This is a genomic window from Mesorhizobium sp. C432A (assembly GCF_030323145.1).
Classification (GTDB): Bacteria; Pseudomonadota; Alphaproteobacteria; order Rhizobiales; family Rhizobiaceae; genus Mesorhizobium.
Genome location: NZ_CP100470.1, coordinates 2,725,337 through 2,750,585, shown reverse-complemented (window position 1 = coordinate 2,750,585; position 25,249 = coordinate 2,725,337). Strand labels below are relative to the sequence as shown.

Genomic DNA, 25,249 nt, shown 5'->3' with positions numbered 1-25,249 from the left:
ATCCCGGAAACCCGCAGCCGCCGAAACTATTTGTGCGGCCGTGCCTAACCTGAATTCGGTCAAAGGCGGGAGCCAGGGATCAGAACATGACGTGACGCGCGCTGCAAATCCGCTATCATTCGGGAAATGATCAGCGGGGGTGCCCGAGAGTGCAACAGCGCCGTGAGCGGGAATGGGAGCTATCGATCGGCCCGGACACCGTGCGCCTGTTCATTCTCAAGGCAAAGGGACTGAGTGCTGCCGTCAACGAAGACTATGCCGACGGTGCCGAGCATGAGGTCGAGCTCGATGGTGAATCACATGCCAATCACCACCATGACGGTCTGGCGGAGGAAAGCGCGGAAGACCTCACCGAGGAAGAGCTGCGCGAGCTGATCAACGACCTCAACGTCGACGAAGCGGCCGAGTTGATCGCGCTGGCCTGGGTCGGCCGCGGCGACTATGACGCAGCGGAATGGTCCGATGCGGTTGCCGCCGCGCGCGACCGCGCCAACAAGCGCACGGCGAAATACCTGCTCGGCATGCCGCTTTTGGCCGACTGGCTGGAAGAAGGGCTGGAAGCGATTGGCGCGTAACGACGTCGTTACCGTTCGTGATGGGCCGCAGGCAACCTCCGGGCGTTCGCGCCGTTGAGGACGATGGGGTCGCTTGTACTTTCCCGAACATCCAGGGTTGCACTGGTCATGGTCGTCACGGCTCTGCTGCTGACGCCCCTGCTGACGCAAGCCGACGCCAAACAGCGCAAAAAGCATTACACGCCGCTGTCACAGCGGTTGGAGCAGCTGTTTTCACCGCAGGTCGACTCGCATCCTAAGCCGCGCAGCAAGCACCGCCAGAAGCCCAGTCCAAAGCGGCACATCACGCCAAAGCAGGTGGAACAAAAGACCCCGGATAAAAAGCCCTCGCCCGCCGATGTTCCGGTGCAGCCCTCGCGCGTTGTCCCGCTGCCCGAGGCGCGTCCTTCAGAGGCGCCGAAGACCGGCGCGGCACCGATCGAAAAGCAAAAGGCCGAAGGTCCGAACCCCCTTGGCGCGCCCAACCGGTCCAATGACGATCGATTCAACGAAGAAAAATCCGGTTTTAAAAAGCAGGCGCGGCCCGGACCGTCAGCCCCGAAGCCATCGACCGATAGGCAAAGCGAGCCCGAGCCGCCGGCCGCGGCGCCGATTCCGACACAAAAGCCAGACACTTCGGAACCTGAAGCTCAGCCGCCGGCCGTTGCTCCGCAACCACCTGAAAAACCCGATGCCGGCGACAAGAAGATGCTGCCCGATGCGCGCTCGGCCGATTTGCCCGATGCAAAAATGCCGGCGGCGGAAGTCGCCTGTCGCGAGCGGCTGACGGCCCTTGGTGTCGAATTCGAGGAGCATAAGGCGGAAAGCAATCCCGACATCGGCTGCTCGATCCCCTATCCCCTGGTGCTGAAGTCGCTCGGAAAATCCATCGCCATCGGCCCCGCGACCGAACTCAACTGCCCAATGGCCGAGGCTGCAGCCCGCTTTGCCGCCGAAATCATACAGCCGGCGGCGAAAGCCGAGTTCGGAGCCGACCTGAAATCGATCAACCAGGCATCGGCCTTTGTCTGCCGGCCGCGCAACGGCACGCGCCATCTGTCGGAACATGCCTTCGGCAACGCGCTCGATATTGCCAGCTTCACGTTGTCAGATGGCAGAAAGGTCGAAGTCGGTCCAACGCCGCCCGAGAAGGACGGCAAATTCCTCAATGCGGTGCGCAAGGCCGCCTGCGGACCGTTCAAGACCGTGCTTGGACCGGGCGCGGACCCGGACCATTCCCTGCATTTCCATCTCGATCTCGAACCGCGCCGGAATGGTGGCACTTTCTGCCAGTGATGGCCCTTCAGTGATCGTCATGCCGGTGATGGTCTGGCTGCCGCATTTCGGCCGCAGGCATGAACGGGAACGCTGAGTTTTCCTTTACCCTTGATCGTTAAAATCCCACCGATCAAGGACAGGATTCCGCCCATGGCCGCAATATTTCGCGCCGCGAAGGCAAAAAGCGCAGCGATACTGGCCGCCGGTCTTGCGCTGGCCGCCGTTTCGGCTTGCAACACTGGCAGCGTGCTGTCGCTGCAGCCGGCCGTCGATGTCGGCTCGCAGACCGCGGCCGTGCCGCAATATGAAGGCATGCAGAAGCTCGTCCCGTCCAATCCCTATATGACTGCCGCCTATCCGCACATGGACGAGCCGATGTCGGAGTCGGAGCCGCAGCAGATGCCGGCCAGCGAAACCGATTGCCGTGGCGAGCTGAAGCGGCTTCGCGTCGTCTACACCGATGTCCAGCCGATCCACGAGGGACAGTGCGGCATAGACTGGCCGGTCAAGGTCTCCGCCATCGGCGGCATCCAGATGAAGCCCGCCGCAACATTGACCTGCGACATGGCCGCAAGTTTCGCCGCCTGGACCAGCAACGAACTGGTTCCCTCCGCCCGCTGGCGCTATTTCTCGGGCGTCAAGACCATCCACCAGGGCTCAAGCTATTCCTGCCGCAACATCGCCGGCGAAGGTGTCCTGTCCGAGCACGGCAAGGGCAACGCCCTCGACGTCATGAGCATCGAGCTCAACAACGGCGACGACATCGACGTGCGCAAGCCCGGCCTGTTTGCCTTCCGCACCCGCGGCTTCCTCAACAATGTGCGTGCCGACGGCTGCCAGTATTTCACCACCGTGCTCGGTCCCGGCTACAATTACGATCACCGCAACCATTTCCATTTCGACATCAAGAACCGCAAAAGCGGCTACCGCGCCTGCCGCTAAGGCGTTTCACCGTTCAGAAATCAGTCGGGATTGGCGTTCCTGGTGGAAGCGATGATTTGCTGGGCCACCAGATCCTGGATGCGCCAAAGGTTCCTGTCGCGGATACCGCTCTCTTCCAACTTGCTGACGGTTCGGAACAGGTATTGAGCCGACGAGCCCCAATGCCCGGCAGCCCGCGCCAGCGTGTCGGCAACCTGCTCCAATGGCAGCCGGCCCGCATAGGCCCTGCCGTCTGGCGCGGCGACGAAAGCCAAGGCCCGCAACGGCCCATCCTTGGTCTTGACCTTGATCCAGCATGGCACGTTAGTCGGCGGATTGGCATCGATCTCGCGGCGCATCAACTGGCCAAGTTGCCCGACATGGTCTTCCGCGGGCAGCCGATAGACGATGCCGTTGCAGCTGCCGCCTCGATCGAGCGCCAGCATCAGCGCCGGCAAATCACGGGTTCCGCGCCAACGGGTCAGCGTCAGGCAGAACGAGCGGTGCCATCCTGGCGCCGTGGCCGGGCGCTGCTCGACATGGGCAAATTCGGGGTTCCAGATCAGCGACCCGTAGGCAAAGACCCATAGCGCTTCAGGCCGATGCTCCGACAGAAGTTGCTCGACAAGACTATCGAACTCCGCGTCTGTATGCTCGGTTGTTCCGGGCTCGGGACCCGGATCCGGTTCGACACGCTCCACCCTTGCGACAAGGTCCGCGGTCAATGCCATCGAGCTGCGACCCACCGGCTTCTTATCCATTGCTGCTCACCCCCCGCAAAAACGATGGCCGACGATAGAACGGCTGCTCGCCGCTGGCCATTGATTTCCAGGGTCCGTCAGGCACAGATACCGCACGGATCGAGCCGCTTTCATGAGCCGACGAAGCCTGCAACGACGCGCATTGACCTGGCTCGCCGCTCTTCTGGCGGTCTGGCTGGCCCTCGCCTATGTCGCTGCGCCGGAATTCTGGACGGTTCGCGACCGCGGCTTTCGCACGCAGACTTTCGAGATGGTGACACACACGCCGCAAGGTATTCCCGGCGACCCGATCAATATCGGCCTTGTCGGTACCGAAAAAGAGATGGTCCATGCCTTCGCCATGACCGGATGGGATACGGCCGATGGCGTGACGCTAAAGACCGCGATCGAAATCGGTGAGAGCGTGCTGTTCGACCATCCCTATCCTGACGCCCCGGTCAGCCGGCTGCTGTTCGAAGGCCGCGCCCAGGATCTCGCCTTCGAAAAGCCGGTCGGCGGGAGCGCCGACCGGCGCCATCATGTCCGCTTCTGGCGCAGCGATGCGACCGGCGACGACGGCCGAACGCTCTGGATGGGCTCGGCCAGCTTCGACCGCGGCGTTGGTCTCAGCCACGATACCGGCGCCATCACCCACCATATCGCCCCTGACATCGACGCCGAGCGCGATCTCGTGATCCACGACCTGTCGGCGGCCGGCATGGTGATCTCGGTGAGCGACATCCCGGGCATCGGCGCCACCAGGACCGGACGCAACGGCGGCGGCGATCCCTATTTCACCGACGGCAAGGCTGTTGTCGGGGTGCTCAGGCAATTCCCCTGAACCACTGTCATTTTCCAAAAATCATCGCGGACTATTTTCCTGCGGCCCGCCGCAATGCTATTGAGCCCTGATGCTATACGTCGAAATCGCCACCGTGGTCGTCCTCATCTGTGTGAACGGCCTTCTGTCGATGTCCGAGCTCGCCATCGTGTCGTCGCGCCCGGCGCGGCTCAAGGCGATGATCGACCGCGGCGTCAATGGCGCCGGGCGTGCGCTGACGCTCGGCTCCAATCCCGGCAAATTCCTGTCGTCAGTGCAGATCGGCATCACTCTGGTCGGCGTGCTGTCGGGCGCCTTCTCCGGCGCCACGCTGGGCGACAGGCTGTCGGTGTACCTGGCCTCGACCGGCATGCGCGAAAACATCGCCGATCCGCTCGGCGTCGGCATTGTCGTTGCGATCATCACCTATTTCTCGCTGATCGTCGGCGAACTGGTGCCCAAGCAGATCGCGCTGCGCGATCCCGAGCGTGTTGCGGCCCGCGCAGCGCCTGCGATGACCATCCTCGCCACCGTCTCGGCGCCGCTGGTGTTCCTGCTCGACATTTCCGGCCGCGCCATATTGTGGCTGCTTGGCCAGCGCGGCGAGAGCGAGGAGAAGGTCACCGACGAAGAGATCAAGATGCTGGTCGCCGAGGCCGAGCACCACGGCACCATCGAATCCGACGAGCGGCGCATGATCGCCGGCGTCATGCGGCTCGGCGATCGCGCCGTGCGCGCCGTGATGACGCCGCGCACCGAGGTCGACTGGATCAATTTGCAGTCCGATGAGGGTGCCATCCGCAAGCTCTTGATGGAGACCCAGCATTCGCGCCTGCCGGCCGGCGATGGCGGCGTCGACGTCATGGTTGGCGTTGTTCAGACGCGCGACGTGCTGGCCGCCCTGCTCGCCGGCCGCGCACTCGATCCGCGCAAGCATGTGCGCGCCGCCCCCATCGTCTACGATCAGGCCGACGCGCTGGATGTGCTGCAGAAGCTGAAGGAATCCGACGTGCCGATGGCGCTGGTGCATGACGAATACGGCCATTTCGAAGGGATCGTCACGCCTGCCGACATTCTCGAGGCCATCACCGGCGTCTTCCGCGCCGACCTTGATGCCGGCGACGAGGAAAACGCCGTCAAGCGCGAGGACGGCTCATGGCTGCTCGCGGGATACATGCAAGCCGACGAGATGGCTGACGTTCTCGGTATCGACCTGCCGGAAAACCGCGACTACGAGACCGTCGCCGGTTATGTGCTGTCGCACATGCACCATCTGCCGGCGACCGGCGAATGCGTCGACGCGCAAGGCTGGCGTTTCGAGGTCGTCGACCTCGATGGCCGCCGTATCGACAAGCTGATCGCCACCCGGCTGCCCAGCGGCCATCGCGAAGTGGTGCGTTGACACTCTGCCGTCAAAGCGAATAGCGCCCTCAGACCGCGGCTTCGATCGGTTCGGCAAGCTTCGGATTGGAGCGCGAGGCGATCAGGCAACTGGCCACGATCAGGGCCGCTCCAGCCAGCGTGGTCCAGGTCGCCGCCTCGTCGAAGAACAGCCAGCCAAACACGATCGCCCAGATGAAGGCAGAATACTCCGTTGGGATTAGATATTGCGCTTCGGCCCGCGCGTAGGACCAGCTCATCAGGAACTGGCCGGAGAGCGACAGCGCCGTCACTCCGGCCAGTGGAAGCCAGAGATTGCCCGGCAGGGCAACCGCGAGCCAGGGAGCGGCGGGGAGAAGGACGGCGACAACGCACAGGTTCTGGAACAGCATGATCTCGACTGGTTTGGCCACCAGCGCCTGCCGCCGCGAGAGGATCAGATTGTAGGCGTAGAACACCGTCGATGCGAGCACCGCCACCGTGCCAAGCAGGGCATCCCCGGTATAGTTCCCTTGCCCGAACTGTCCGGCCATGATGATGACGACGCCGGCGATGCCCGCCAGCGAGGCCCAGATCGCCTGGCGCTGTATGCGTTCGCCCAAAAGCAGCGCCGCCAGCAGGAGAGCGAACAGCGGCGCGACGAAACTAAGCCCGATCCCATCCGCTAGCGGCAATCTGGCAAGGCCCCAGAAGAACGACAGCAGAACGATGCCCACGACCACGGCGCGCAGCGCGTGTAGCCGCAGCACGGAAGGCGTGGGAAGGGAACGCGGCCCCGCCGCCCAGGCCGTGCCCGCGACCACGCTCGCAAGCATGCTTCGCCACAGCACCGTGTTGTAGACACCGACGGCGATGACCAGGATCTTCATTGCCGCATCCATGGCGGACAGAAGGAAGATCGCAAGTGCACAGACCAGCACCGGGGTCATGGGGGAAACGACGCCTGACGGGCTGGGTAACTTCACGGGGCATGCTCATGTGATGGATCGCAGCCGGATATATCAGGGGAGGACGGCCAGGCCAGATGGCAGGGCCGTGCATATGGCGGTCCAACCGATCTTCGCAGCCCCTCGATTTGAATTCGGTGCGTCGGCAGCGCCTTTCGCTATCGGCCCCAGCCTGCCCTCACCCATGATTGATCCGCTGGAAGAATGGCAAAAGCAGCCAAAGCCTCTATATCGATTGTCATGGATGCATCGAACGAACACGCGCTAAACGACGAGCTTCTCCAAGATATCCAGCGCCTGTCCTTCGAGTATTTTCTCAACGAGGCCAACCCTGCCAACGGCCTGGTCGCCGACCGCAACACGCAGGCGTCGCCTGCCAGCATAGCCGCCGTCGGGCTCGCTTTGTCGTCCTATCCCGTCGGTGTCGAGCGCGGTTTCATGACGCGCGATGCCGCAATCGAGCGGACGCTCGCGACGCTTCGCTTCTTCTGGAACGCCCCGCACGGGCCGGAGCCCGATGCCACCGGCTACAGGGGTTTCTACTATCATTTCCTCGACATGAAGACCGGCCGCCGCGTCTGGAATTGCGAACTGTCCACGATCGATACCGCCCTTTTGCTTGCCGGTGTTCTGGCCGCCGGCGCTTATTTCGACGAGGACGATGAGCTCGAACTGGAAATCCGCCAGCTTGCCGATGCGCTCTACCGCCGTGCCGACTGGCGCTGGGCGCAGAACGGCGGCGCCACCGTCACCCATGGCTGGCGGCCTGGAAAAGGCTTTCTCCGCTACCGCTGGGAAGGATTTGACGAGGCGCTGATCCTGTACGTCCTGGGTCTCGGTTCGCCGACCCACTCGCTGCCGCCCGAGAGCTACGCGGCCTGGCTGTCCACTTACAAATGGAAGACCATCTACGGCCGCGAGATGGTCTATGCCGGCCCGCTTTTCATCCACCAGTTCTCGCATATCTGGATCGATTTTCGCGACATCGGCGATGCCTTCATGCGCGATCACGACCGGGACTATTTCGAAAACAGCCGCCAGGCGACGTATCTGCAGCGCGATTACGCAATCCGCAATCCGAGGGGGTTCGCGGGCTATGGCGAGAATTGCTGGGGCGTCACCGCCAGCGACGGCCCAGGTCCGATCGCGCGGCGAGCCGATGGACGCCGCTTCTTCGGTTATCTCGCCCGCGGCGCACCGTTTGGCCCCGATGACGGCACGCTGTCGCCATGGGCGGCAATCGCCTCCTTGCCTTTTGCGCCGGAAATCGTGCTGCCGGCGCTGCGCCATTTCCACGAGATGGACCTGCGCGACGGCAACCCTTACGGCTTCACCGCGAGCTTCAACCCGACGATCGCTGCCGACGACGGCCGCGCCTGCGGTTGGGTATCGCCGGACCATGTCGGCATCAACCAGGGGCCGATCGCCCTGATGATCGAGAACTACCGGTCCGACTTCCTGTGGCGATTGATGCGCCGCGTGCCGGCCATCACCACAGGACTGCGCCGGGCCGGGTTTTCCGGCGGTTGGCTGTGACAGGCGGCGATCCTTCGCGCGGGATCGTCAAGGCATCAGCGCGAGTTTGCCGGTCCGACTCCACCATCCGGCCAAGGGAGCCGAGAGCGCCTCTTCACGTGAATGAAAAAGGGCGGCGCAAACGCCGCCCTTTGGAAAAATCATCGATCCTTGGGAGGATAAGGCTCAGGCCGCCTGGGCTTCGCCGGCAATCGCGTCGGCCTGACGCGCTGCCTTGAGCACGCGGGCCCACCAGGCAACGTCGTTGACCAGCGCCGTGGCAGCCTGGTTCAGATGCTCGATCTCCTCGAGCTTCTTCTCGCCCTGGCGCACCGCCAGGAAATCGCTCCAGGCAATGTGAACGGCGGATTTGACCGGCGCCATCTGCAATTCGACCGCGGCAAGACGCAAATGTTCGACAGCGCGCGAGCCGCCGACGCTGCCATAGCCGACGAAACCGGCCGGCTTCTTGTTCCATTCATTGGCGGCGTAATCGATGGCGTTCTTCAGCACGGCCGTCGGGCCATGATTGTATTCGGCGGCGGTGAAGATGAAGCCGTCGAATTCGGCGACCTTCTTTTGCCAGCGCTGGGCAACTTCGTTCTGCGACGGCGCCCAGGCGGACGAGGCGACCTCGTCGAAGAAGGGCAGCGGCCAGTCGCGCAGGTCGACGGTCTCGACGTCGATGTCGGCATGAGATTTCGCGATCTTGGCGATCCACTGGGCGGGCACATCGGCGAAACGCGCGGCGCGTGTCGAACCGACGACGATGGCGATTTTGGGCTTGGACATGGGGCTCTCCATATATGCAAAAGCTGGTATCGTTTGGATACCAGCGCTATATGAGATACTGACAAATGGCAGCGCAAGGAGGCACCGTTATGTTACTGAGGCACCCGCACAACACCGAAGACTGCCGCGCCGTCTCGGAAATCCTGCAGCGCGTCGGCGACAAATGGACCGTTCTGGTCGTCGGCAAGCTGGGCGGCGGACCGCTGCGTTTCAATGAGTTGCGCGCCGCTGTCGGCGGCATTTCGCAGAAGATGCTGACCACCACCTTGCGCGGTCTTGAGCGCGACGGCTTCGTCACCCGAACCGTGTTCCCGACCATCCCGCCACGCGTCGACTATGAGCTGACGGAGCTCGGCCATGAGCTGCTGGTGCCGGTCGGCGCGCTCGGCGAATGGGCGCGGAAGAACACCTCGCGGGTCCAGGCGGCGCGTGAAAGATTCGATGGCGTGCACGCCTGAAAACCGTTGCCCAGCAATAGTTTACGGATTTTGCCGTCGACGACGCGTACCCGGGTTTAACTGGATCCGCCCTTGCATCGTTGGTCACGCCATCGCGACATAGCTGCAGCGTTTCGTTCGCCGGCGCATCATCATTTTGAGGCTGACGAGGTCTTCCGCTGACGGGCCCTCAGGCCTTTGACGCAGGGTTGCTGCAACACACTGCGCCGCACGTCTCTACCCTTGCAGACCGCTGGGCAGTCCGCTCGTTGCCAACGGTCCGGTCGTGCGTGCAGGCAACGCCTGGAAGCTCTTTCCTGATCTCGGTATAAGCGGTCGTGCCAAGCAGGCAGATCACCGCGACGAGGGCCGCCACGAGCCAGCCGTTCAGCATGTGTTGACGCATTGTCTTCCCTCCGCCGCCCGCAGAATCGGATGTGAAGGCAACCATTGGATGTCGCGCAGCGCATCGCCCGCGCGGGGGATGTTACATAAGCGCAAGCTTGGCAGAATCGACGATGTCAACTTTCGGTTGGAATCGGCTTCGGCTTGCCGTCGCTATCCAGCGCCACCATGACGAAATCGGCGTGGGTGACCTTCTCCATCAGGTCGGAGAGGTAGCGTTGCGCCCAGGCCTCGACCTTGAGCGTCATGGAGGTGCGGCCGACGCGCTCGACATGGGTGTAGATGCACAGCGTGTCGCCGATCTTCATCGCCTTGGCGAAGGACATTTCCTTGACAGCCGCCGTCACCACGCGACCCTTGGCCCGCTCGGCCGCACGGATGCCGCAGGCAAGATCCATCTGCGCCATCACCCAACCGCCAAAGATGTCGCCGGCCGCATTTGCATCGGCCGGCATGGCGAGCGTACGCAAGGTCAGATCGCCGATCGGCCGTCCGTCCGCGTAATGCACCATCTGCCGGATCCCCTGAAACGATTGCCCTCGATCCCCTAGCGTCATGGACCCAAGAGGTCAACGCGACGGGCGAGGCTCCCGGCGCAATGTCGGTTCCATGGCAGCTTTTCCGGCCAGGCGTCTCACGGTCGCATTTTTCACAACGCATGCCGGAAGGCACCGCGACTTCGGAAGCCTGCCGCGGATAGGCTGCAGCCAGTTTTGCGGAGCCGCCAACACCAATCATGCAGACCTATGACTTCATCATCGTCGGCTCCGGCTCAGCCGGCTCGGTTCTCGCCGACAGGCTGTCGGCTTCCGGCCGTTACTCCGTGCTGGTGCTGGAAGCCGGCGGCAGCGACCGCCGCTTCTATGTCCAGATGCCGCTTGGCTACGGCAAGACTTTCTTCGACCCCGCGGTCAACTGGAACTACAAGCCCGAGCCGGACCCCGGCCTTGCCGGCAATGTCGACCATTGGCCGCGCGGCAAGCTGCTTGGCGGCTCAAGCTCGATCAACGCCATGGTCTGGATCCGAGGCGCGCGCGAGGATTTTGATGACTGGCGCGATGCCGGCAATCCCGGTTGGGGTTATGACGATCTGTTGCCGGGCTTCAAGGCGCTTGAGGACAATGAGGCCGGCGCCGATAGATGGCGCGGCACCGGCGGGCCGCTGCATATCACCGACACGACGAACGCCGTCCATCCGCTGACCAGGCGCTACCTCGCCGCCGGCCAGCAAGCCGGGCTGCCGCTCAACCCCGACTTCAACGGTGCCGCCCAGGAAGGCGTCGGCACCTACCAGATCTCCACCAAAAACGGCCGCCGCATGTCGGCCGTGCGCGCCTTCCTGCGCCCCGCGATGAAGCGCAAAAACGTCCGCGTCGAGACGAATGCGCTGGCGAGCAGGATCCTGTTCGAGGGCAAGCGAGCCGTCGGCATCGAATATCTGCAGAACGGCGAGACCAAGACGGCGCGGGCCGGCCGCGAAGTCATCCTGTCCGCCGGCTCGATCAACTCGCCGCAGCTCTTGCAACTGTCCGGCGTCGGCCCCTCGTCACTGCTCAAGGGGCTTGGCATCCCGGTCGTCCACGCCAACGAAAATGTCGGCGCGCATCTGCAGGACCATGTCGGCATCAACTATACCTTCAAGGGAAACGTGCCGACGCTCAACCAAATCCTGCGGCCCTGGTGGGGCAAGCTGCTGGTCGGCATGCAGTACATCCTCACCCGCTCCGGCCCGCTGTCGCTGTCGATGAACCATGGCGGCGGCTTCTTCCGAACCGACCCGGCGTTTTCGCGCCCCAACATGCAGCTTTATTTCCAGGCTTTCTCGACCGTCATTCCGAAGAGCGGCGAGCGGCCGATCCTGACGCCGGATCCGTGGCCGGGCTTTTCCATCGGCCTCTCCAACTGCCGCCCGTCCAGCCGCGGCGAGATCATGATCCGCTCCAGCAATCCGCTGGACTATCCCAGGATCGTCGCCAACGCTTATTCCACCAACGCCGATGTCGACGAGATGCTGGCGGCGGTGAAATTCGTGCGCAAGATAGCCTCGATGCCCGCCATGGCCGAGATCATCACTGAGGAGGTTTTGCCGGGCCCATCGATCCAATCGGATGCCGACCTGATCCAGGATTTCAGGAAGCGCTCGGGCACCGTCTATCACCCGGTCTCGACCTGCCGCATGGGCCGGACGCCGGGGCCGCCGTCGTCGACCCGCGCCTGAAAGTGCACGGGCTCGAAGGTCTGCGCGTCATAGACGCCTCGATCTTTCCCGCCAACATCACCGGCAACACCAACGCCGCCTCGGTCATGACCGGATGGAAGGGCGCCGAACTGGTTCTGGAGGACCAAGAATGAAGATCACCGACGTCAAGACCTGGGTAGTCGGCAACCCGCCGCCGGGCATCGGCGGCAAGTATTTCATATTCGTCAAGCTGACCACCGATGGCGGCGTGGTCGGTTATGGGGAGGCCTACAACGCCACCTTCTCGGCTCACATAACGGCCAAGCTGGTCGAGGACATGGCCGAGCGTTACCTGATCGGCCACGATCCGCATGACATCGAGACCTTCTTCCGCCGCGCCTATTCCTCAGGATTTACCCAGCGCCCCGACGTTACCGGCATGGGCTGTTTCTCGGCGCTGGAAATGGCCTGCTGGGACATTGTCGGCAAGGAAGCCGACAAGCCGGTCTACAAACTGCTCGGCGGCCAGGTGCACGAGACGCTGCGCTCCTACACCTATCTCTATCCGCACACCGGCAGCGTCCATTCGGAGGACGCGCCGGACGGCCGGAACGTCTACAATGACCCCGAATTGGCGGCCGCCTGCGCGCTCGAATATGTCGAGCAGGGGTTCAACGCCGTCAAGCTCGACCCGGCAGGCCCCTACACCGCCTTCGACGGCCACCAGCCGCGCCTGATCGACATCGATGCCTCCACCCGCATGGTCAAGGCGATCCGCGAAGCGGTCGGCACCCGCGCCGATATTCTGTTCGGCACGCATGGCCAGTTCACCGCGTCGGGTGCGCTGCGCATGGCACGCGCCATCGAGCCCTACGATCCCTTGTGGTTCGAAGAGCCGGTGCCGCCCGACATGCCCGAAGTGATGGCTCAGGTGGCGCGAGGCACGTCGATCCCGATCGCCACCGGCGAGCGGTTGACGACCAAGTTCGAATTCGCCCGAATCATCGAGAACCGCGCCGCCACCATCCTGCAACCGGACCTTGGCCGTTCCGGCGGCATTCTCGAAACCAAGAAGATCGCCGCCATGGCCGAGGCCTACCACATCCAGATCGCGCCGCACTGCTATTGTGGGCCGATCGTTGGCGCCGCCAACATCCAACTGGCGGTGACGCTGCCCAATTTCCTCATCCTGGAATCGCTGAAGCAGTGGGACGGCTTCCACGCGACACTGCTCAAGAAGAAGATCGAATGGCAGGACGGCAATGTCATTCCATCGAAGGAGCCGGGCCTCGGCGTCGAGCTGGACGAAGCGGTCTGCGACGCGCATCCCTACACCGGCAAGGACCTGCATTTGCAGATGATGCAAACGCCGCTGATGCCGTGAGCGAACGCTACGCCTTCATCGGCCTTGGCCATCTCGGCGGCAACCTTGCCGCCAGCCTGTTGCGCAACGGTTTTGTCGTCATCGTCTTCGACCGCGACCCCGCCGCCGTCGAGCGCCTCGTGGCGCTCGGCGCCACGGCCGCGACCAGCCCGGCCGAAGCGGCGGCACAGGCCGGCAATGCCATTACTTGCCTGCCCTCGCCCAAGGTCAGCGAAGCGGTGCTGGCGAATGCCGGCGGCCTGCTCGAGGGTCTGCCCAGGGGCGGCTCCTGGATCGAGATGTCGACCAACGGCCGCGACGAGATCCTGCGCCTAGCCGCCCTCGCCGCGGCCAAAGGCATCGAGACGCTTGAGTGCCCGGTCACCGGCGGCGTGCATCTGGCCGCGGTCGGAAAGATCACCGCGCTTGTCGGCGGCGATGCTGCGCTTTACGAGCGCCATCGTCCGGCCATCGAAGCGATGTGCGCAAAGTCGTTCCTGATGGGTCCGGTCGGCTCGGCGGCGGTGATCAAGGTGATCACCAACATGCTGGCCTTCATCCATCTCGTCGCCGCCGGCGAGGCGCTGATGTTGGCCAAGCAAGGCGGCCTCGACCTCGCGCAATCCTACCACGCCATCGTCGCCTCCTCCGGCAACAGCTTCGTCCATGAGACCGAAAGCCAGCTCATCCTCAACGGCTCCTACGACATTGGCTTCACCATGGACCTGGCACTGAAGGACCTCGGCTTTGCGCTTGCGATGGGCAGGGAGTTCAGACTGCCACTCCAACTGGCGCCGCTTGTGAGTGAGATTTTCCTGATGGGCAAACAGGAATATGGCGGCGGCGCCTGGTCGACCCAGATCGTCAAACTGCTCGAGGATGCCGTCGACATGGATCTGCGCGCGCCCGGTTTCCCAGCCAAGCTGGAAAGCTAAGCCGGGTAAATATGTCCTGCGATTTCAGGCCCTTGGCCGGTTGGCCGGAATCGCCGCTCAAACCACCTGAATCAATCCCTCAACGCCTTGATTCAATATCTCAGCGTCAGCGCTCCGGGCAGGATCTCAAACGTCGCGGGTATACGCCCCGGCGACTCGCCATCTATGTCGACCAGCGCGCCGTTCTTCTCGACATCGCCGATAGGTTCGACCACCACTTTCCGGCCACGCAATATGGTGATGGCCGGATGGTTGCGGTGCCGGCCGCCATAGAGCAGCCGAATATCCCAGATCAGCTTCAGCTTGCCGGCCGCGCGCAGGATGACGATGTCGAACTGGCCATCGGCGAGTTCGGCGTCCGGGGCGATCATCATGCCGCCGCCGAAGAACTTTCCGTTGGCGACCGCCACCAGCGCCATGCGCGCCTCGACCGGGGTGCCATCGTCGACGGTGATCCTGACGTCCTGGAAGCGGTAGCGGATGAACTCGACCACGGTGCGCCAGAAAAACAGCGCCTTGGCCGACATCCTGCCCTTGCGCTTGTCGGCATTGACCGCACGGTCCGTGGCGCCGGACAGGCCGAGGCTGGCGATATTGATGAAGTGCCGGCTGGCCAGCGCGCCATGGTCGTCGATGTAGCAGATGCGCCCGGCATCGACCTTGCGCGCCTTGGCTTCGGCGATCCGCTTCAACGCCGCATCCACCTCTTTCGGCAGCCCGAGTCCGCGCGCGAAATCGATGCCGGTGCCGCAAGGCAGCAAGCCAAGTTCGGTTGTCCGGTCGCTCTCATCGAATGCCTGCAGCAATCCGTCGGCCACCTCGCTGGCGGTGCCGTCGCCGCCGGCCGCGATCACCAGCCCGAAGCCGCTTGCCGCGAGGTCGAGCGCCAGCCTTTCGGCGTCGCCCTCGGCCTGCGTCTCGCGCAGCTCGAATTCGCCGAAATGCTTTTTCAGCGATGCGGCGACCTCCGGCCAATGCCGTTTCAGCCGGCCGCCGCCGGCAATCGGATTGAGCACCACCCCGACTTTCAATGCGCACCCTCCCCGCACCGAGCCGATAGGCTCGATGCTTTGCCTGCATTGAAGCCCGCGCCAGCCGGCGGAGCAAGGGGCACAGCCGATCAGGCGCCAAAAAGCGGGCGGGCTGTCTAATGCAGCTGGAGTCGAAATTCCGAGCTTTGTGGCAAACCGTCCCCGATAATCCCGTTATCCACAGGCTCACGCCCATTCCCCAAAACCCTTACCCGGCGTAAGTTTAACCCATCTCAGGCGGCTACCGATCGCCACGCCGAAAGGCAAAGCGAAAAGGCGGATTTCCTGAGGCCCGTACGGCCCGAAGCGAGAGCAGGCTTGCTTGTTCGAGGGACGGATGCCGAGACCTACGGGGCCGCGGAAAGCGTGCGAACGCCAACGGCGGACCGATGCTGCCATGAAGGACGGCGAAAACCTTCGATGGCGCGCCGAACGAAGCTCGCAAGGGTGGAGAACGGCGTGGTCTGGAACGGGCACTGTCCTCGGGCGGTGACTGGCAGGACCGTCAAAATCAAGGCCGGCATGGCGCGACGACTTTGCGGAAGTTGCTGCCGCGACCGTGTCCTGATCTGACAGGGAGGCGCTGGGAGAAATCCCGGCGCCGACTGTCTTTTGGGCCAAGGGTCCGGTCGGCGAAGCGACGCGTGAAGAAGCCGATACTTTGTTGGAACGCGATTTCGGCGCTGACGGCACCATCTTCATCACCAGGCGGGGTCAGCAATTCACCGACATGATCCCGCGCCTGATCGACAGAGGCGTGTCCTTCGTCGAGATCGGTGGCAATGACGCGACCATGCTCACCGTGCTTTCGGCGGCGGACTTCGCTCCGCCCGAAGGCGCCCGGGCGCTGTTCAGCCAACCGTTTCCTCGATCCGGCCACCCGTCGCACCGGGCTGATCGTCGCCGTGCGCAAGCTGCACATCGTGCTGCCGGCGCTGTTCGAAGCAGGCGCCAGGCTGGAACACCTCTACGACTGAAGACGCGCCCTGCACCGCGACCTGCCCGGCGGGCCAAGCTACTTCTTCGGGCCGATGCCCGGGATCAAATTGAGGCCGGCGCTTATATATTCCGGCCGTATGGCGCCGCTGATGAGCGTGAAGGTGGCGAGCATGATGCTGGCCAGCGCACCGTCATGCCATGGCCTGAGGGCCAGCGCGTTGACGGCATAGGCCCAGAATGGGAAGGCCAGCATCGACATGACGATGTTGGCTCCCGGAGCCTCCGCATCGTCCGCTGAATCGCTGACCGATTTCAGATACACCGGCGTCATCGCCAGCGCGACGATCAACATGATCCATGAAATTGTCCAAACGCTGATACCGGCCATTTCAATCTTATAGATGGCTGCCTGCACCTTACCCGGAATGTCCCCCGGATTGCCTTTGGTCTCTTCCGCCACCGCATCGGTCAACGCCTTGGCAACCGGCTGCTCGGTGGCATTGACCAGGATGGAGTTGACGAAGATGAAAAATGCCACGACTTCGGCAGGCACGTACTTCGCAACCCGGTCGAGATAGCCGTCGCCGCCTTTCGATCCTTGATCTTCTTGCTTGTCATCGTCGACGCCGAGCGGAGCATCGCCTGGAATGCCCTCGAGCGTTGAATCCCTTTTCGGCACAGGCTCGGCGGACCGGACAATTCTTCCCATGACAAACCCCTCCTATATTGTTGTATCGCCCCGTGAGTATCGTAGTAGAAAACCGGCCCAAGAAACACTTGTCGCGGCCATAGCCGACAAGATTTATTCAGGCTTCTTCCTGCAAATGCATCACGCCCCCGCCATATCTGCTACCGGGTGTCTCGAAATCCACCTATAGTGAGCCGTACCCGAAAAACGCATCCCCCGGCTCATCGCGTGATCGCGGCCAAAATCCCGCCTTGTTCGCGCGCGATGGAAGGACTGGCTGCCGGGGGGCAATCCGAAGGACAAGACCGTGATCAAGACCGCCCTTGTCGCCATGACCATTGTCGGCTGCGACTGCGACGCCAAGCTTTGCGAATATATCGGCGAGACGCCGGCGAAGTGGGCGACTATCGCCGACTGCGAAGCGGCGATGAAAAGCCAGATGCTGCACCAGAAGAACTTCGACTATCCGCTGGTCTCTGGCATCTGCCGCAGCAAGGGGTCGGCGTCTTCTTCGCAACTGGCGGCGGCCGCATCCCGCCCGGAACTGAAGCCGGCCAGCCGGAATGTCCAAACCCCGTTGCCGCCGGAACTGAGCCATCGGCCGAGCGTTCCCGTCGGCTCCCCGACGACGGCCATGGAGGCAGCAGCGGTACGGCCCGTCGCCTACGAGCAAGTGGTCGATGGCGGAACAGGCGTGCTCTACCGCACCAGGAACGGCTACGCCGTGGTGAAGACAGATCTCGGCCGCGTCGCGTCGGCAACGGTCGGCATGGCCAAGCGGTCCGCGAACTGGCTGGCAGGCCTGGTGCCGAGCGGGTTGTGAGCGGCCTGCCGGTCGGACCGTACCACGCTGTCGCACTGCCGTGGAAAACTCTAGATAGATGCATGATGGTGTCAGCATCGACACGCAGGAGCGCCATTTCATGAAGCATGCAGTTCGAACCATGCTGTCCCTGGTGCTGGCGTTGGCGCCGATTCCGGCCGGTGCGCAGGATTCCGGCCAGGGCGGCGACAAGGTTGTAGGCGTCGCCAAGGACGATCCGGACATGGCGGCGGCCATTGCGCAGGCGCGCGCCAGCCTCGATGAATTCCTGTCCTTGTCGGATGCGCCGCCAGCCGGGACAACCAGCTACAAATTGAAGGTCGAGGTCAGGGACGGAGACGCCTCGGAGCATTTCTGGATCATCCCCTTCCACAAGACCGCGACCGGCTTTGCAGGAACATTGGCCAATGAGCCGCAAGCGGTGCACAATGTCGTGGCCGGCCAGGAACTCGAATTTAACCGGGACGATATTTCCGACTGGGGCTACACCAGAAACGGTCGCCAGGTCGGCAGCTTCACCGTCTGCGTGATGTTCAAGACGATGGCGCAAGAAGACGTCGAATATTATCGCCAGAACTACGGCTTCGACTGCTGACGAGCGGCAGCCTGGCTAATGCATGCGCCCAAACAGGACCGCCGTTTTGGCGCAACGATATGCATGAAAACAAGACCTGAAGCGCGTCGCATGAATTCGTTTCGACGCGCGGCGCTTTAGGCCTCGCCATCCGTCGCGCCGATCTTGCGCACCAGCGCCGCGGTCGCCAGGATCGCGCCCATATCGGCGATCATCGGCGCGATGTGCTTGGTGTAATCGAGCGGCACGGAAATGGCGGGCAGTTCGAAGAAATTCTTCGGCTGCGGCAAGAGCAGGAAACCATCGCTGCCATTAAGCGCCACCCGCGCCGGATCATCGCGCCATGTCTCGTGCAGCCATTTCAGCGCCTGCGCCAGCCGGCCGCTCACCAGCGGCTGCGCGGCGGCGACATTGTCGGTGCGAAATTCGTAGTCGCCGTCGAGCAGCGGATCGCCGCTGGACAGTTCCTGCATCTTGCCGGCGAAGATGCCGCGGAAGAAACCGACCACCGCGTTGCTGCGGCGCGTCGCGACCAATATGCCGGGGAACGGCGCGATTGTCTCGAACGCAACGATGACGCCCTTGAAGACCGTCGACGAGCCTTTGCCCGACCCTTGGCGCAACTCCGCCTCGTAGAGCTCGAACGGAAAATCCTCGTAGCGGCCTGACACGATGTCGTCGAAGCTCTGCCGGTTGAAGGCGCCGACCACGGCGCGCGGCAGCCGGTCGAAGGAATTCGGCGTCACGCTGTGCTGATAGCGCACATCCCTGATGAAGCCGAAGATGATCGGCAGCAGCGTGTCACGGAACGATTGCTGCAGCCGCGTCGCCGGCCTGATCGCCAGGAAGTACAGCAGCAGCGCCGCGAAGAAACCGCCGACATAGAGGAACACATGCGGCGTCGAGAACCATTGCTCGTTCAAGTCGGCGACCTTGTTGAACAGCCAGGCCACCAGCACGACAAAAACCAGCAGCAGCCCCAGAAACACCGGCACCCGCCAGCGCACCTGGCGGTAGGCCGAAGCCCGTCCAGCCTCATAGATCTCGATATTCTTCCTGATGCCGGCGACCACCGCTTCATCAGGCATGAACTCAGCTGCTTCCATCGCCCCCTCGCAAAGTCCTATTATACCTATGATAACGGGAAAGTTGTCAGTCGCCAAAGATCGCCTTCAGCCTGGCCTCGACCTTGCCCTTCATCCGGCCAGTCAGCGCCTCGACCGGAACCAGCCGCTCATGCCCGCCTGCGCGCAGCCGCATGAAGGGATGCATCCGGTAGCCGGCGATCGCGCCGCGCTTGCCGAGATCGGCGCTGACATCGACGACGAAAATGCCGGCGATGCGGCCGGGCCAGGGCTGCCGCGCCAGCGCCGTGCCGAGGAAGTCGCCAAGCCCGTAAGCCACGAGCGTCTTGCCGACCCATTGCACCGGCTGCACGACATGGGCGTGGTGCCCGGCAATCAGCCCCACGCCGTGACCGGCCAGCAACCTCGCCAGCGTTTGCGTTTGCGGCTGCGGAAAATGCCGGAACTCCCAGTCCCAGTGCGGCACCGCACAGATGAGATCGATGTTCTTGTCGGCCGCGCCTCTCGGCCATGCCGCCGGATCGCTTTGCATCGAGACAAGCTCGGTGAATGGCCCGGCGTCGCCATTACGCCACAGTGTGAAGGCGGCAAAGCCGATCGTCAGCGGCCCGGCCTTGACCTGCTCGACCGGTCCTTTTTTCGCGGTGCCGATGGTGCGGATGCCAAGCCGCTTCAACGCCGCAACGGTCTCGTCGAAACCGGCGACGCCCTGGTCGAGCACATGGTTGTTGGCCAGCGACAGCACGAGCTTTTCACGCGCGATGCCTACGGCGGCAAGCGCCGCGGCAAGAAACCGCTCGCTCATCGCATGGTGAGTGCCAAGCCGCGTGCCAAACGCCACGCTCGGCCGCTCGACGACCGGACTTTCGCAATTGCCGATCACCAGATCGGCTGAGCCCAAGAGCTTTGCGATTTCCGGATCGCACTCCGGCGCACTACGGTTGGCCACCGCCGAAATATCGCCGACAAAGGCCAGCCGCACCTTCCGCCCCGGCGGCGGATCGATGATCGTCGTCGCCGCCCTCGGTGCAAAATCCCGGACATCGCCGCCGAGAGATGGTTTCAGGAAGCGCGGCAGCCATGACAGTTTGTAGGAAAGCGGATAGTTCGACACGCGACGCCCAATCGTTTGCCCAATCGGTTAGCTTGTGTAGACGGTCTGCCCGGGGAGTGTCGACCGTCAGTCCTTGAAACGCTGCCGCCGGCAGACACGGCGCCAAATGCGTGTAATGTCTGCGCAATGGCATAGTGGAGGAATGAGATGACACGTTTTGCAGGCCTGCTGGCGTCCGCCTTCCTCCTGTTGCTGCCTTTATCGTCGGCCCGCGCCGCCGCGCCCGAAGCGGCGACCGCGCTGTTCGAGGCCAAAACGGTGGCTGAGCGCAACCGTGCGCTCACAACGCTTGAGTCTGCAGCGAAAGGCGATCCGGCGTCAGCCTACGCCGCCGGCGCCGGCGAATTCTTCACCGCCCTGGAAATCCTGGCCGGCGGCCTGCACCGCCACGGGTTCGAAAGCCCGCAATCCTTCATGCTGCCGCTGATGCGGCTGCCGGTTCCGGACAATCCCAATCCCGAACCGCTGACCTATGAGCAGTTCCGCGCCATCCTGGTCGCCTTTCGCGACCGGTTGGAACGGTCGGCGGCGACACTGGGTTCGGTGCCCGCGGGAGCCGCTATCGGCATGGTCGTCGACCTCACCCATGCCGGCATCGATCTCAACGAGGACGGCAGTATCACGCCGGATGAAAGCATCGCGGCGGTCATGGCCGCGCTGTCGCGCGGCGGTATCTCGTCGGACGGCGCCGCTCCCTCGCTCACATTCCGCTTCGATCGGGCCGACGGTTTCTGGCTGCAGGGCTATGCCGAATTCCTGATGGCGCAGGCCGATTTCTGGCTGGCGCATGATTTCAGGACCATGTTCGACGGCTCGTTCCACATGCTGTTTCCGCGCGCCAAACTGCCGCTGCAGGACATTCTCGTGCCTCCCGCCGGGGACATGGGCAGCAGCATCTTCTCATCGGAATGGCGCATCGCGGATTTCATCTCCATGGTTCACCTCGTCAACTGGCCGGTGGTCGAGCCCGAGCGACGTCAAGCGGCGCGCCGCCATCTGCTCGAAATGATCCGGCTGTCGCGCCAGGACTGGAAGGCGATCCGCGCCGAGACCGACAATGACCGCGAATGGTTGCCGGGACCGCAGCAGAAGGGCGAGAACCCGCTCACCGGGCTCGAAGTCGGCGAGGAGCAGGTCGAGGCCTGGCTCGCCACTCTGACCATGGCCGAAGACCTTTTGGAAGGCCGCAAGCTGCTGCCGCATTTCCGCATCACGGCCAGCACCGGCCAGGGCATCAACATGAAGCGTTTCTTCGAAGAACCGAAGCCTTTCGACCTCGTGCTGTCGATTACCGGCCCGGCCATCGCGCCCTACCTCGAGAGCGGTGAGATCGTGACCAGCGGCGAGTTCGACCAGATCCAGCGTCAGTTCGGTGGCGGTGGGTTTTTGACCTTCGCGCTGTGGTTCAATTGAGCAGGTGGCCCGGCTTTGCGTGACACAGCTCCTGACACCCTTGTGTCAGGAGCTTCGACCCGCTTAGTGTCCCTTGCCACTGCACTCTTTCCATTTTGGCGGACTCTGCCCATATTTGGGGCATGGCCAAACTTCCCGAGAAAAAGACACCGTCTCCGGCGGGTGACAACAGCGCTTCGCCGCCCAAGCGGCGCAGCCCGCTGACCGATTTCCTCGATGCCTCGGAGCCCCTGCACAAGGGCGGCTTCGCCGAAGCGCCGCAAGCCGATTTCACCGGCACGCCGCTGAGCGGCTCGATTGCCGACTGGGCAGAGCAGATAGAGCAGGAGGCCGAGAAGGAAGGGCGTCTCACCGGTAAGGGCGATGGTAGATCGCCAAAGTCCGCGAAAAAGATCCCGGAGCGGTCCGCTGCGCCCGGCCGCAGTTCGCGCGGCACCTCGATGGGCGGCGCGGCCACGGCCCGCGAACGCACCGCAGCCGGCCTCAATCCGGTCGCCGGCCTCGACATCTCGCTGGAAGACGCCGAGACCATGGCCTCGGGCAGCGTCACCGCCACGGTCGCGGCGCTGTCGGCGCTGATCGAATCCGGCAACCCCTTGCACAAGGACGGCGTGCTGTGGACGCCGCACCGCCCTGCCCGCCCGGAAAAATCCGAAGGCGGCATCGCCATCAAGATGGTGTCGGATTTCGAGCCGGCCGGCGACCAGCCGACCGCCATCAAGGATCTTGTCGAGGGCGTCGACAACAATGATCGCACTCAGGTGCTGCTCGGCGTCACCGGCTCCGGCAAAACCTTCACCATGGCCAAGGTGATCGAGCAGACGCAGCGCCCTGCTTTGATCCTGGCGCCCAACAAAACGCTGGCCGCGCAGCTCTATTCCGAGTTCAAGAAATTCTTCCCAGACAATGCGGTGGAGTATTTCGTCTCCTATTACGACTACTACCAACCGGAAGCCTACGTTCCGCGCACCGACACTTTCATCGAGAAGGAATCCTCGATCAACGAGCAGATCGACCGCATGCGCCATTCGGCGACGCGTTCGCTGCTCGAGCGCGACGACGTCATCATCGTCGCCTCGGTGTCCTGCATCTACGGTATCGGCTCGGTCGAGACCTACACGGCGATGACCTTCCAGATGCAGATCGGCGATCGGCTCGACCAGCGGGCGCTGCTCGCCGACCTCGTCGCCCAGCAGTACAAGCGCCAGGACATCAATTTCGTGCGCGGCTCGTTCCGCGTGCGCGGCGACACGATCGAAATCTTCCCGGCCCACCTTGAGGACCGCGCCTGGCGCATCTCGATGTTCGGCGACGAGATCGAGGCGATCACCGAATTCGATCCGCTCACCGGCCAGAAGACCGGCGAGCTGAAGAGCGTCAAGATCTACGCCAACTCGCACTATGTGACGCCGCGTCCAACGCTCAACCAGGCGATCAAGTCGATCAAGGAGGAGCTCAAGCACCGGCTGGTCGAGCTCGAGCGCGCCGGCCGCCTGCTGGAGGCACAGCGGCTCGAACAGCGCTGCCGCTTCGATCTTGAGATGCTGGAAGCCACCGGCTCCTGCGCCGGCATCGAGAACTATTCGCGCTATCTCACGGGACGCCAGCCGGGCGATCCGCCGCCGACTTTGTTCGAATATATCCCCGACAATGCGCTGGTCTTCATCGACGAAAGCCACGTTACCGTGCCGCAGATCGGCGGCATGTATCGTGGCGACTTTCGGCGCAAGGCGACACTGGCGGAGTATGGTTTTCGCCTGCCCTCCTGCATGGATAATCGCCCGTTGCGCTTCGAGGAATGGGACGCCATGCGTCCGCTCTCCGTCGCGGTTTCTGCGACACCCGGCGCCTGGGAGATGGAACAGGCCGGCGGCGTGTTCGCCGAGCAGGTCATCCGCCCGACCGGCCTGATCGATCCGCCGGTCGAAGTCCGCCCGGCGAAAAGCCAGGTCGACGATGTCGTCGGCGAAATCCGCGACACCACGGCCGCCGGCTACCGCACGCTGGTCACCGTTTTGACCAAGCGCATGGCCGAAGACCTGACCGAATATTTGCATGAGCAAGGCGTGCGCGTTCGCTACATGCACTCCGACATCGACACGCTGGAGCGCATCGAGATTCTGCGCGATCTCCGCCTCGGCGCTTTCGACGTGCTGGTCGGCATCAACCTGCTGCGCGAAGGCCTCGACATTCCCGAATGCGGTTTCGTCGCCATCCTCGACGCCGACAAGGAGGGCTTCCTGCGCTCCGAGACGTCGCTGATCCAGACCATCGGTCGCGCCGCCCGCAACGTCGACGGCAAGGTCATCCTCTATGCCGACCAGGTCACCGGCTCGATGGAGCGGGCGATGGCCGAGACCAACCGCCGCCGCGAAAAGCAGATGGAATGGAACGCGGCCAACGGCATCACCCCGGAATCGGTGAAGTCGCGCATCTCCGACATTCTGGACTCGGTCTACGAGAAGGACCATGTCCGCGCCGATATCTCGCAGTTCACCGACGGCGCCGGTGCGATGATGGGCAACAATCTCAAGGCTCATCTCGACGCCATGGAAAAGCAGATGCGCGACGCCGCCGCCAATCTCGACTTCGAGAAGGCCGCCCGCATCCGTGACGAGATCAAGCGGCTGCGCGAGATGGAACTGTCCATCTCGGAAGACCCGCTGGCCAAATATGCCGACATGGAAAGCCCGGTTTCGGGCCGCGAGAAGGGCAAGCACAACAAGGGCGTGGCCAAGCACCGTACGGCTGAGGAACAGGAGCGGTTCCGCAAGTTCGATGAGGCACGTGCCGCCGAAGAGGCGGCCAGGGCTGCCCGGTCCAACCTCTTTCGCAAGCCGGCGCTCGACGAAATGGGCGCCGACGGCGCCGTGCCGGTAAAGAAGCCACTGTTCGCCAAGCCCTCGATCGACGACATGGGCCCAGGCACCGACATGCCGACACCGGCCGGAGCGGTATCGCGCTCGCTGTTCAAGAAACAGTCGGCCGAAGAGGCGCACGGCTCCGACTTCGGCATTCCGGGCGATGCCACCAAGCCGCTGTTCAAGAAAAACTCGCTGGACGAGATGACCGTGCGGCGCACGGAAAAGCCGGTCGAAGGAAAAGTGCCGGCCAAGCCCCAGCCAATCTCCCCCCGAGTGGGGGAGATGCCCGGCAGGGCAGAGGGGGGCGCGAAGGAACGCGACGCCAAGCCAATCATTCGCCAGCGCGCCGGCATCGGCTCCTACGAAGACCCCGCCGACGCCCGCCGCGAAAAGCGTCGGCCGGGAAAGACGGGACGGCCGGGGAAGTAGCACCTCTTTCCTTCTCCCCTTGT

At 63.5% G+C, this 25,249-nt stretch carries 22 protein-coding genes and 1 pseudogene; 15 read left to right on the top strand and 8 right to left on the bottom strand.

Translation table 11 applies throughout. From position 1 onward, the window contains the following. The first annotated feature begins 149 nt into the window (after positions 1-149). The 3 genes from NLY33_RS13330 to NLY33_RS13320 all read left to right on the top strand — a co-directional run bounded on the left by NLY33_RS13330 (position 150) and on the right by NLY33_RS13320 (position 2,774). Positions 150-575: a DUF3775 domain-containing protein gene (locus NLY33_RS13330; RefSeq protein WP_023683751.1), complete on the top strand. Its 426-nt coding sequence runs from the start codon at positions 150-152 to the stop codon at positions 573-575. A gap of 198 nt (positions 576-773) precedes the next feature. Next, entirely contained in the window at positions 774-1,850 is a 1,077-nt protein-coding gene (locus NLY33_RS13325; RefSeq protein ID WP_023705873.1) for an extensin-like domain-containing protein, read from the top strand. A 132-nt stretch (positions 1,851-1,982) separates the two neighbouring features. After that, positions 1,983-2,774 (top strand): extensin-like domain-containing protein, encoded by a 792-nt coding sequence (locus NLY33_RS13320; protein WP_023695766.1) that lies wholly within the window; start codon positions 1,983-1,985, stop codon positions 2,772-2,774. A gap of 20 nt (positions 2,775-2,794) precedes the next feature. Here the strand turns inward: NLY33_RS13320 and NLY33_RS13315 are convergent, their stop codons facing one another. Next, positions 2,795-3,514: a gamma-glutamylcyclotransferase gene (locus NLY33_RS13315; RefSeq protein WP_023705875.1), complete on the bottom strand. Its 720-nt coding sequence runs from the start codon at positions 3,512-3,514 to the stop codon at positions 2,795-2,797. 112 nt (positions 3,515-3,626) lie between these two features. Here NLY33_RS13315 and NLY33_RS13310 point away from each other — a divergent pair, with 112 nt between their 5' ends. Together NLY33_RS13310 and NLY33_RS13305 are read left to right on the top strand one after the other, a co-directional pair. Beyond that, a complete protein-coding gene (locus NLY33_RS13310; RefSeq protein ID WP_023705876.1) occupies positions 3,627-4,334 on the top strand; it encodes an LssY C-terminal domain-containing protein in 708 nt (235 codons plus the stop codon). A 70-nt stretch (positions 4,335-4,404) separates the two neighbouring features. Beyond that, a complete protein-coding gene (locus tag NLY33_RS13305; RefSeq protein WP_023705877.1) occupies positions 4,405-5,715 on the top strand; it encodes a hemolysin family protein in 1,311 nt (436 codons plus the stop codon). 28 nt (positions 5,716-5,743) lie between these two features. Here NLY33_RS13305 and NLY33_RS13300 read toward each other — a convergent pair whose 3' ends face one another. After that, positions 5,744-6,622, bottom strand: coding sequence for a DMT family transporter (locus tag NLY33_RS13300; protein WP_050587720.1), 879 nt, complete (start codon positions 6,620-6,622; stop codon positions 5,744-5,746). Positions 6,623-6,880: 258 nt separating this feature from the next. Here NLY33_RS13300 and NLY33_RS13295 point away from each other — a divergent pair, with 258 nt between their 5' ends. Continuing rightward, entirely contained in the window at positions 6,881-8,176 is a 1,296-nt protein-coding gene (locus NLY33_RS13295) for a glucoamylase family protein (RefSeq protein ID WP_023705879.1), read from the top strand. A gap of 165 nt (positions 8,177-8,341) precedes the next feature. Here NLY33_RS13295 and NLY33_RS13290 read toward each other — a convergent pair whose 3' ends face one another. Beyond that, positions 8,342-8,947, bottom strand: coding sequence for an NADPH-dependent FMN reductase (locus NLY33_RS13290; protein ID WP_023671992.1), 606 nt, complete (start codon positions 8,945-8,947; stop codon positions 8,342-8,344). 89 nt (positions 8,948-9,036) lie between these two features. Here NLY33_RS13290 and NLY33_RS13285 point away from each other — a divergent pair, with 89 nt between their 5' ends. Further along, positions 9,037-9,405: a winged helix-turn-helix transcriptional regulator gene (locus tag NLY33_RS13285; RefSeq protein ID WP_023683744.1), complete on the top strand. Its 369-nt coding sequence runs from the start codon at positions 9,037-9,039 to the stop codon at positions 9,403-9,405. A gap of 500 nt (positions 9,406-9,905) precedes the next feature. On the opposite strand, the gene NLY33_RS13280 is transcribed toward NLY33_RS13285, so the two are convergent. Further along, entirely contained in the window at positions 9,906-10,301 is a 396-nt protein-coding gene (locus NLY33_RS13280) for an acyl-CoA thioesterase (RefSeq protein WP_023671995.1), read from the bottom strand. Between the two features lie 224 nt (positions 10,302-10,525). Between NLY33_RS13280 and NLY33_RS13275 the strand changes: the two are divergent. The 3 genes and pseudogenes from NLY33_RS13275 to NLY33_RS13265 all read left to right on the top strand — a co-directional run bounded on the left by NLY33_RS13275 (position 10,526) and on the right by NLY33_RS13265 (position 14,266). Beyond that, positions 10,526-12,141, top strand: a pseudogene (locus NLY33_RS13275) (GMC family oxidoreductase). After that, complete coding sequence (locus NLY33_RS13270; RefSeq protein ID WP_023705882.1) at positions 12,138-13,352, top strand: mandelate racemase/muconate lactonizing enzyme family protein; 1,215 nt, start codon at positions 12,138-12,140, stop codon at positions 13,350-13,352. The pseudogene NLY33_RS13275 and the gene NLY33_RS13270 overlap by 4 nt, the downstream one beginning before the upstream one ends. Further along, positions 13,349-14,266: an NAD(P)-dependent oxidoreductase gene (locus NLY33_RS13265; protein ID WP_023683741.1), complete on the top strand. Its 918-nt coding sequence runs from the start codon at positions 13,349-13,351 to the stop codon at positions 14,264-14,266. Before NLY33_RS13270 ends, NLY33_RS13265 begins: the two co-directional genes overlap by 4 nt. A 92-nt stretch (positions 14,267-14,358) precedes the next feature. Here NLY33_RS13265 and NLY33_RS13260 read toward each other — a convergent pair whose 3' ends face one another. Continuing rightward, on the bottom strand, positions 14,359-15,297 hold the full coding sequence (locus NLY33_RS13260) for a diacylglycerol/lipid kinase family protein (RefSeq protein ID WP_023705883.1): 939 nt from the start codon (positions 15,295-15,297) through the stop codon (positions 14,359-14,361). Between the two features lie 782 nt (positions 15,298-16,079). On the opposite strand from NLY33_RS13260, the gene NLY33_RS13255 reads away from it, so the two are divergent. Next, positions 16,080-16,274, top strand: coding sequence for a hypothetical protein (locus NLY33_RS13255; RefSeq protein WP_023705884.1), 195 nt, complete (start codon positions 16,080-16,082; stop codon positions 16,272-16,274). Between the two features lie 38 nt (positions 16,275-16,312). On the opposite strand, the gene NLY33_RS13250 is transcribed toward NLY33_RS13255, so the two are convergent. Next, positions 16,313-16,945, bottom strand: a complete 633-nt coding sequence (locus NLY33_RS13250) for a hypothetical protein (RefSeq protein WP_023709078.1) — start codon at positions 16,943-16,945, stop codon at positions 16,313-16,315. Between the two features lie 286 nt (positions 16,946-17,231). Here NLY33_RS13250 and NLY33_RS13245 point away from each other — a divergent pair, with 286 nt between their 5' ends. Together NLY33_RS13245 and NLY33_RS13240 are read left to right on the top strand one after the other, a co-directional pair. Then, a complete protein-coding gene (locus NLY33_RS13245; RefSeq protein ID WP_023705887.1) occupies positions 17,232-17,747 on the top strand; it encodes a hypothetical protein in 516 nt (171 codons plus the stop codon). Between the two features lie 100 nt (positions 17,748-17,847). Continuing rightward, positions 17,848-18,342, top strand: a complete 495-nt coding sequence (locus tag NLY33_RS13240; protein WP_023705888.1) for a YegJ family protein — start codon at positions 17,848-17,850, stop codon at positions 18,340-18,342. Positions 18,343-18,458: 116 nt separating this feature from the next. On the opposite strand, the gene NLY33_RS13235 is transcribed toward NLY33_RS13240, so the two are convergent. Together NLY33_RS13235 and NLY33_RS13230 are read right to left on the bottom strand one after the other, a co-directional pair. Further along, a complete protein-coding gene (locus tag NLY33_RS13235; protein ID WP_023683735.1) occupies positions 18,459-19,427 on the bottom strand; it encodes a DUF3137 domain-containing protein in 969 nt (322 codons plus the stop codon). A 46-nt stretch (positions 19,428-19,473) separates the two neighbouring features. Then, a complete protein-coding gene (locus tag NLY33_RS13230; RefSeq protein ID WP_023705889.1) occupies positions 19,474-20,520 on the bottom strand; it encodes a CapA family protein in 1,047 nt (348 codons plus the stop codon). A 147-nt stretch (positions 20,521-20,667) separates the two neighbouring features. Here NLY33_RS13230 and NLY33_RS13225 point away from each other — a divergent pair, with 147 nt between their 5' ends. Together NLY33_RS13225 and uvrB are read left to right on the top strand one after the other, a co-directional pair. Further along, a complete protein-coding gene (locus NLY33_RS13225) occupies positions 20,668-21,933 on the top strand; it encodes a hypothetical protein (protein ID WP_023705890.1) in 1,266 nt (421 codons plus the stop codon). Between the two features lie 122 nt (positions 21,934-22,055). After that, positions 22,056-25,226 carry an excinuclease ABC subunit UvrB gene (uvrB, locus tag NLY33_RS13220; protein ID WP_023705891.1) on the top strand — a complete coding sequence of 1,057 codons (3,171 nt, stop codon included), beginning with the start codon at positions 22,056-22,058 and terminating at the stop codon, positions 25,224-25,226. Positions 25,227-25,249: the final 23 nt, after the last annotated feature.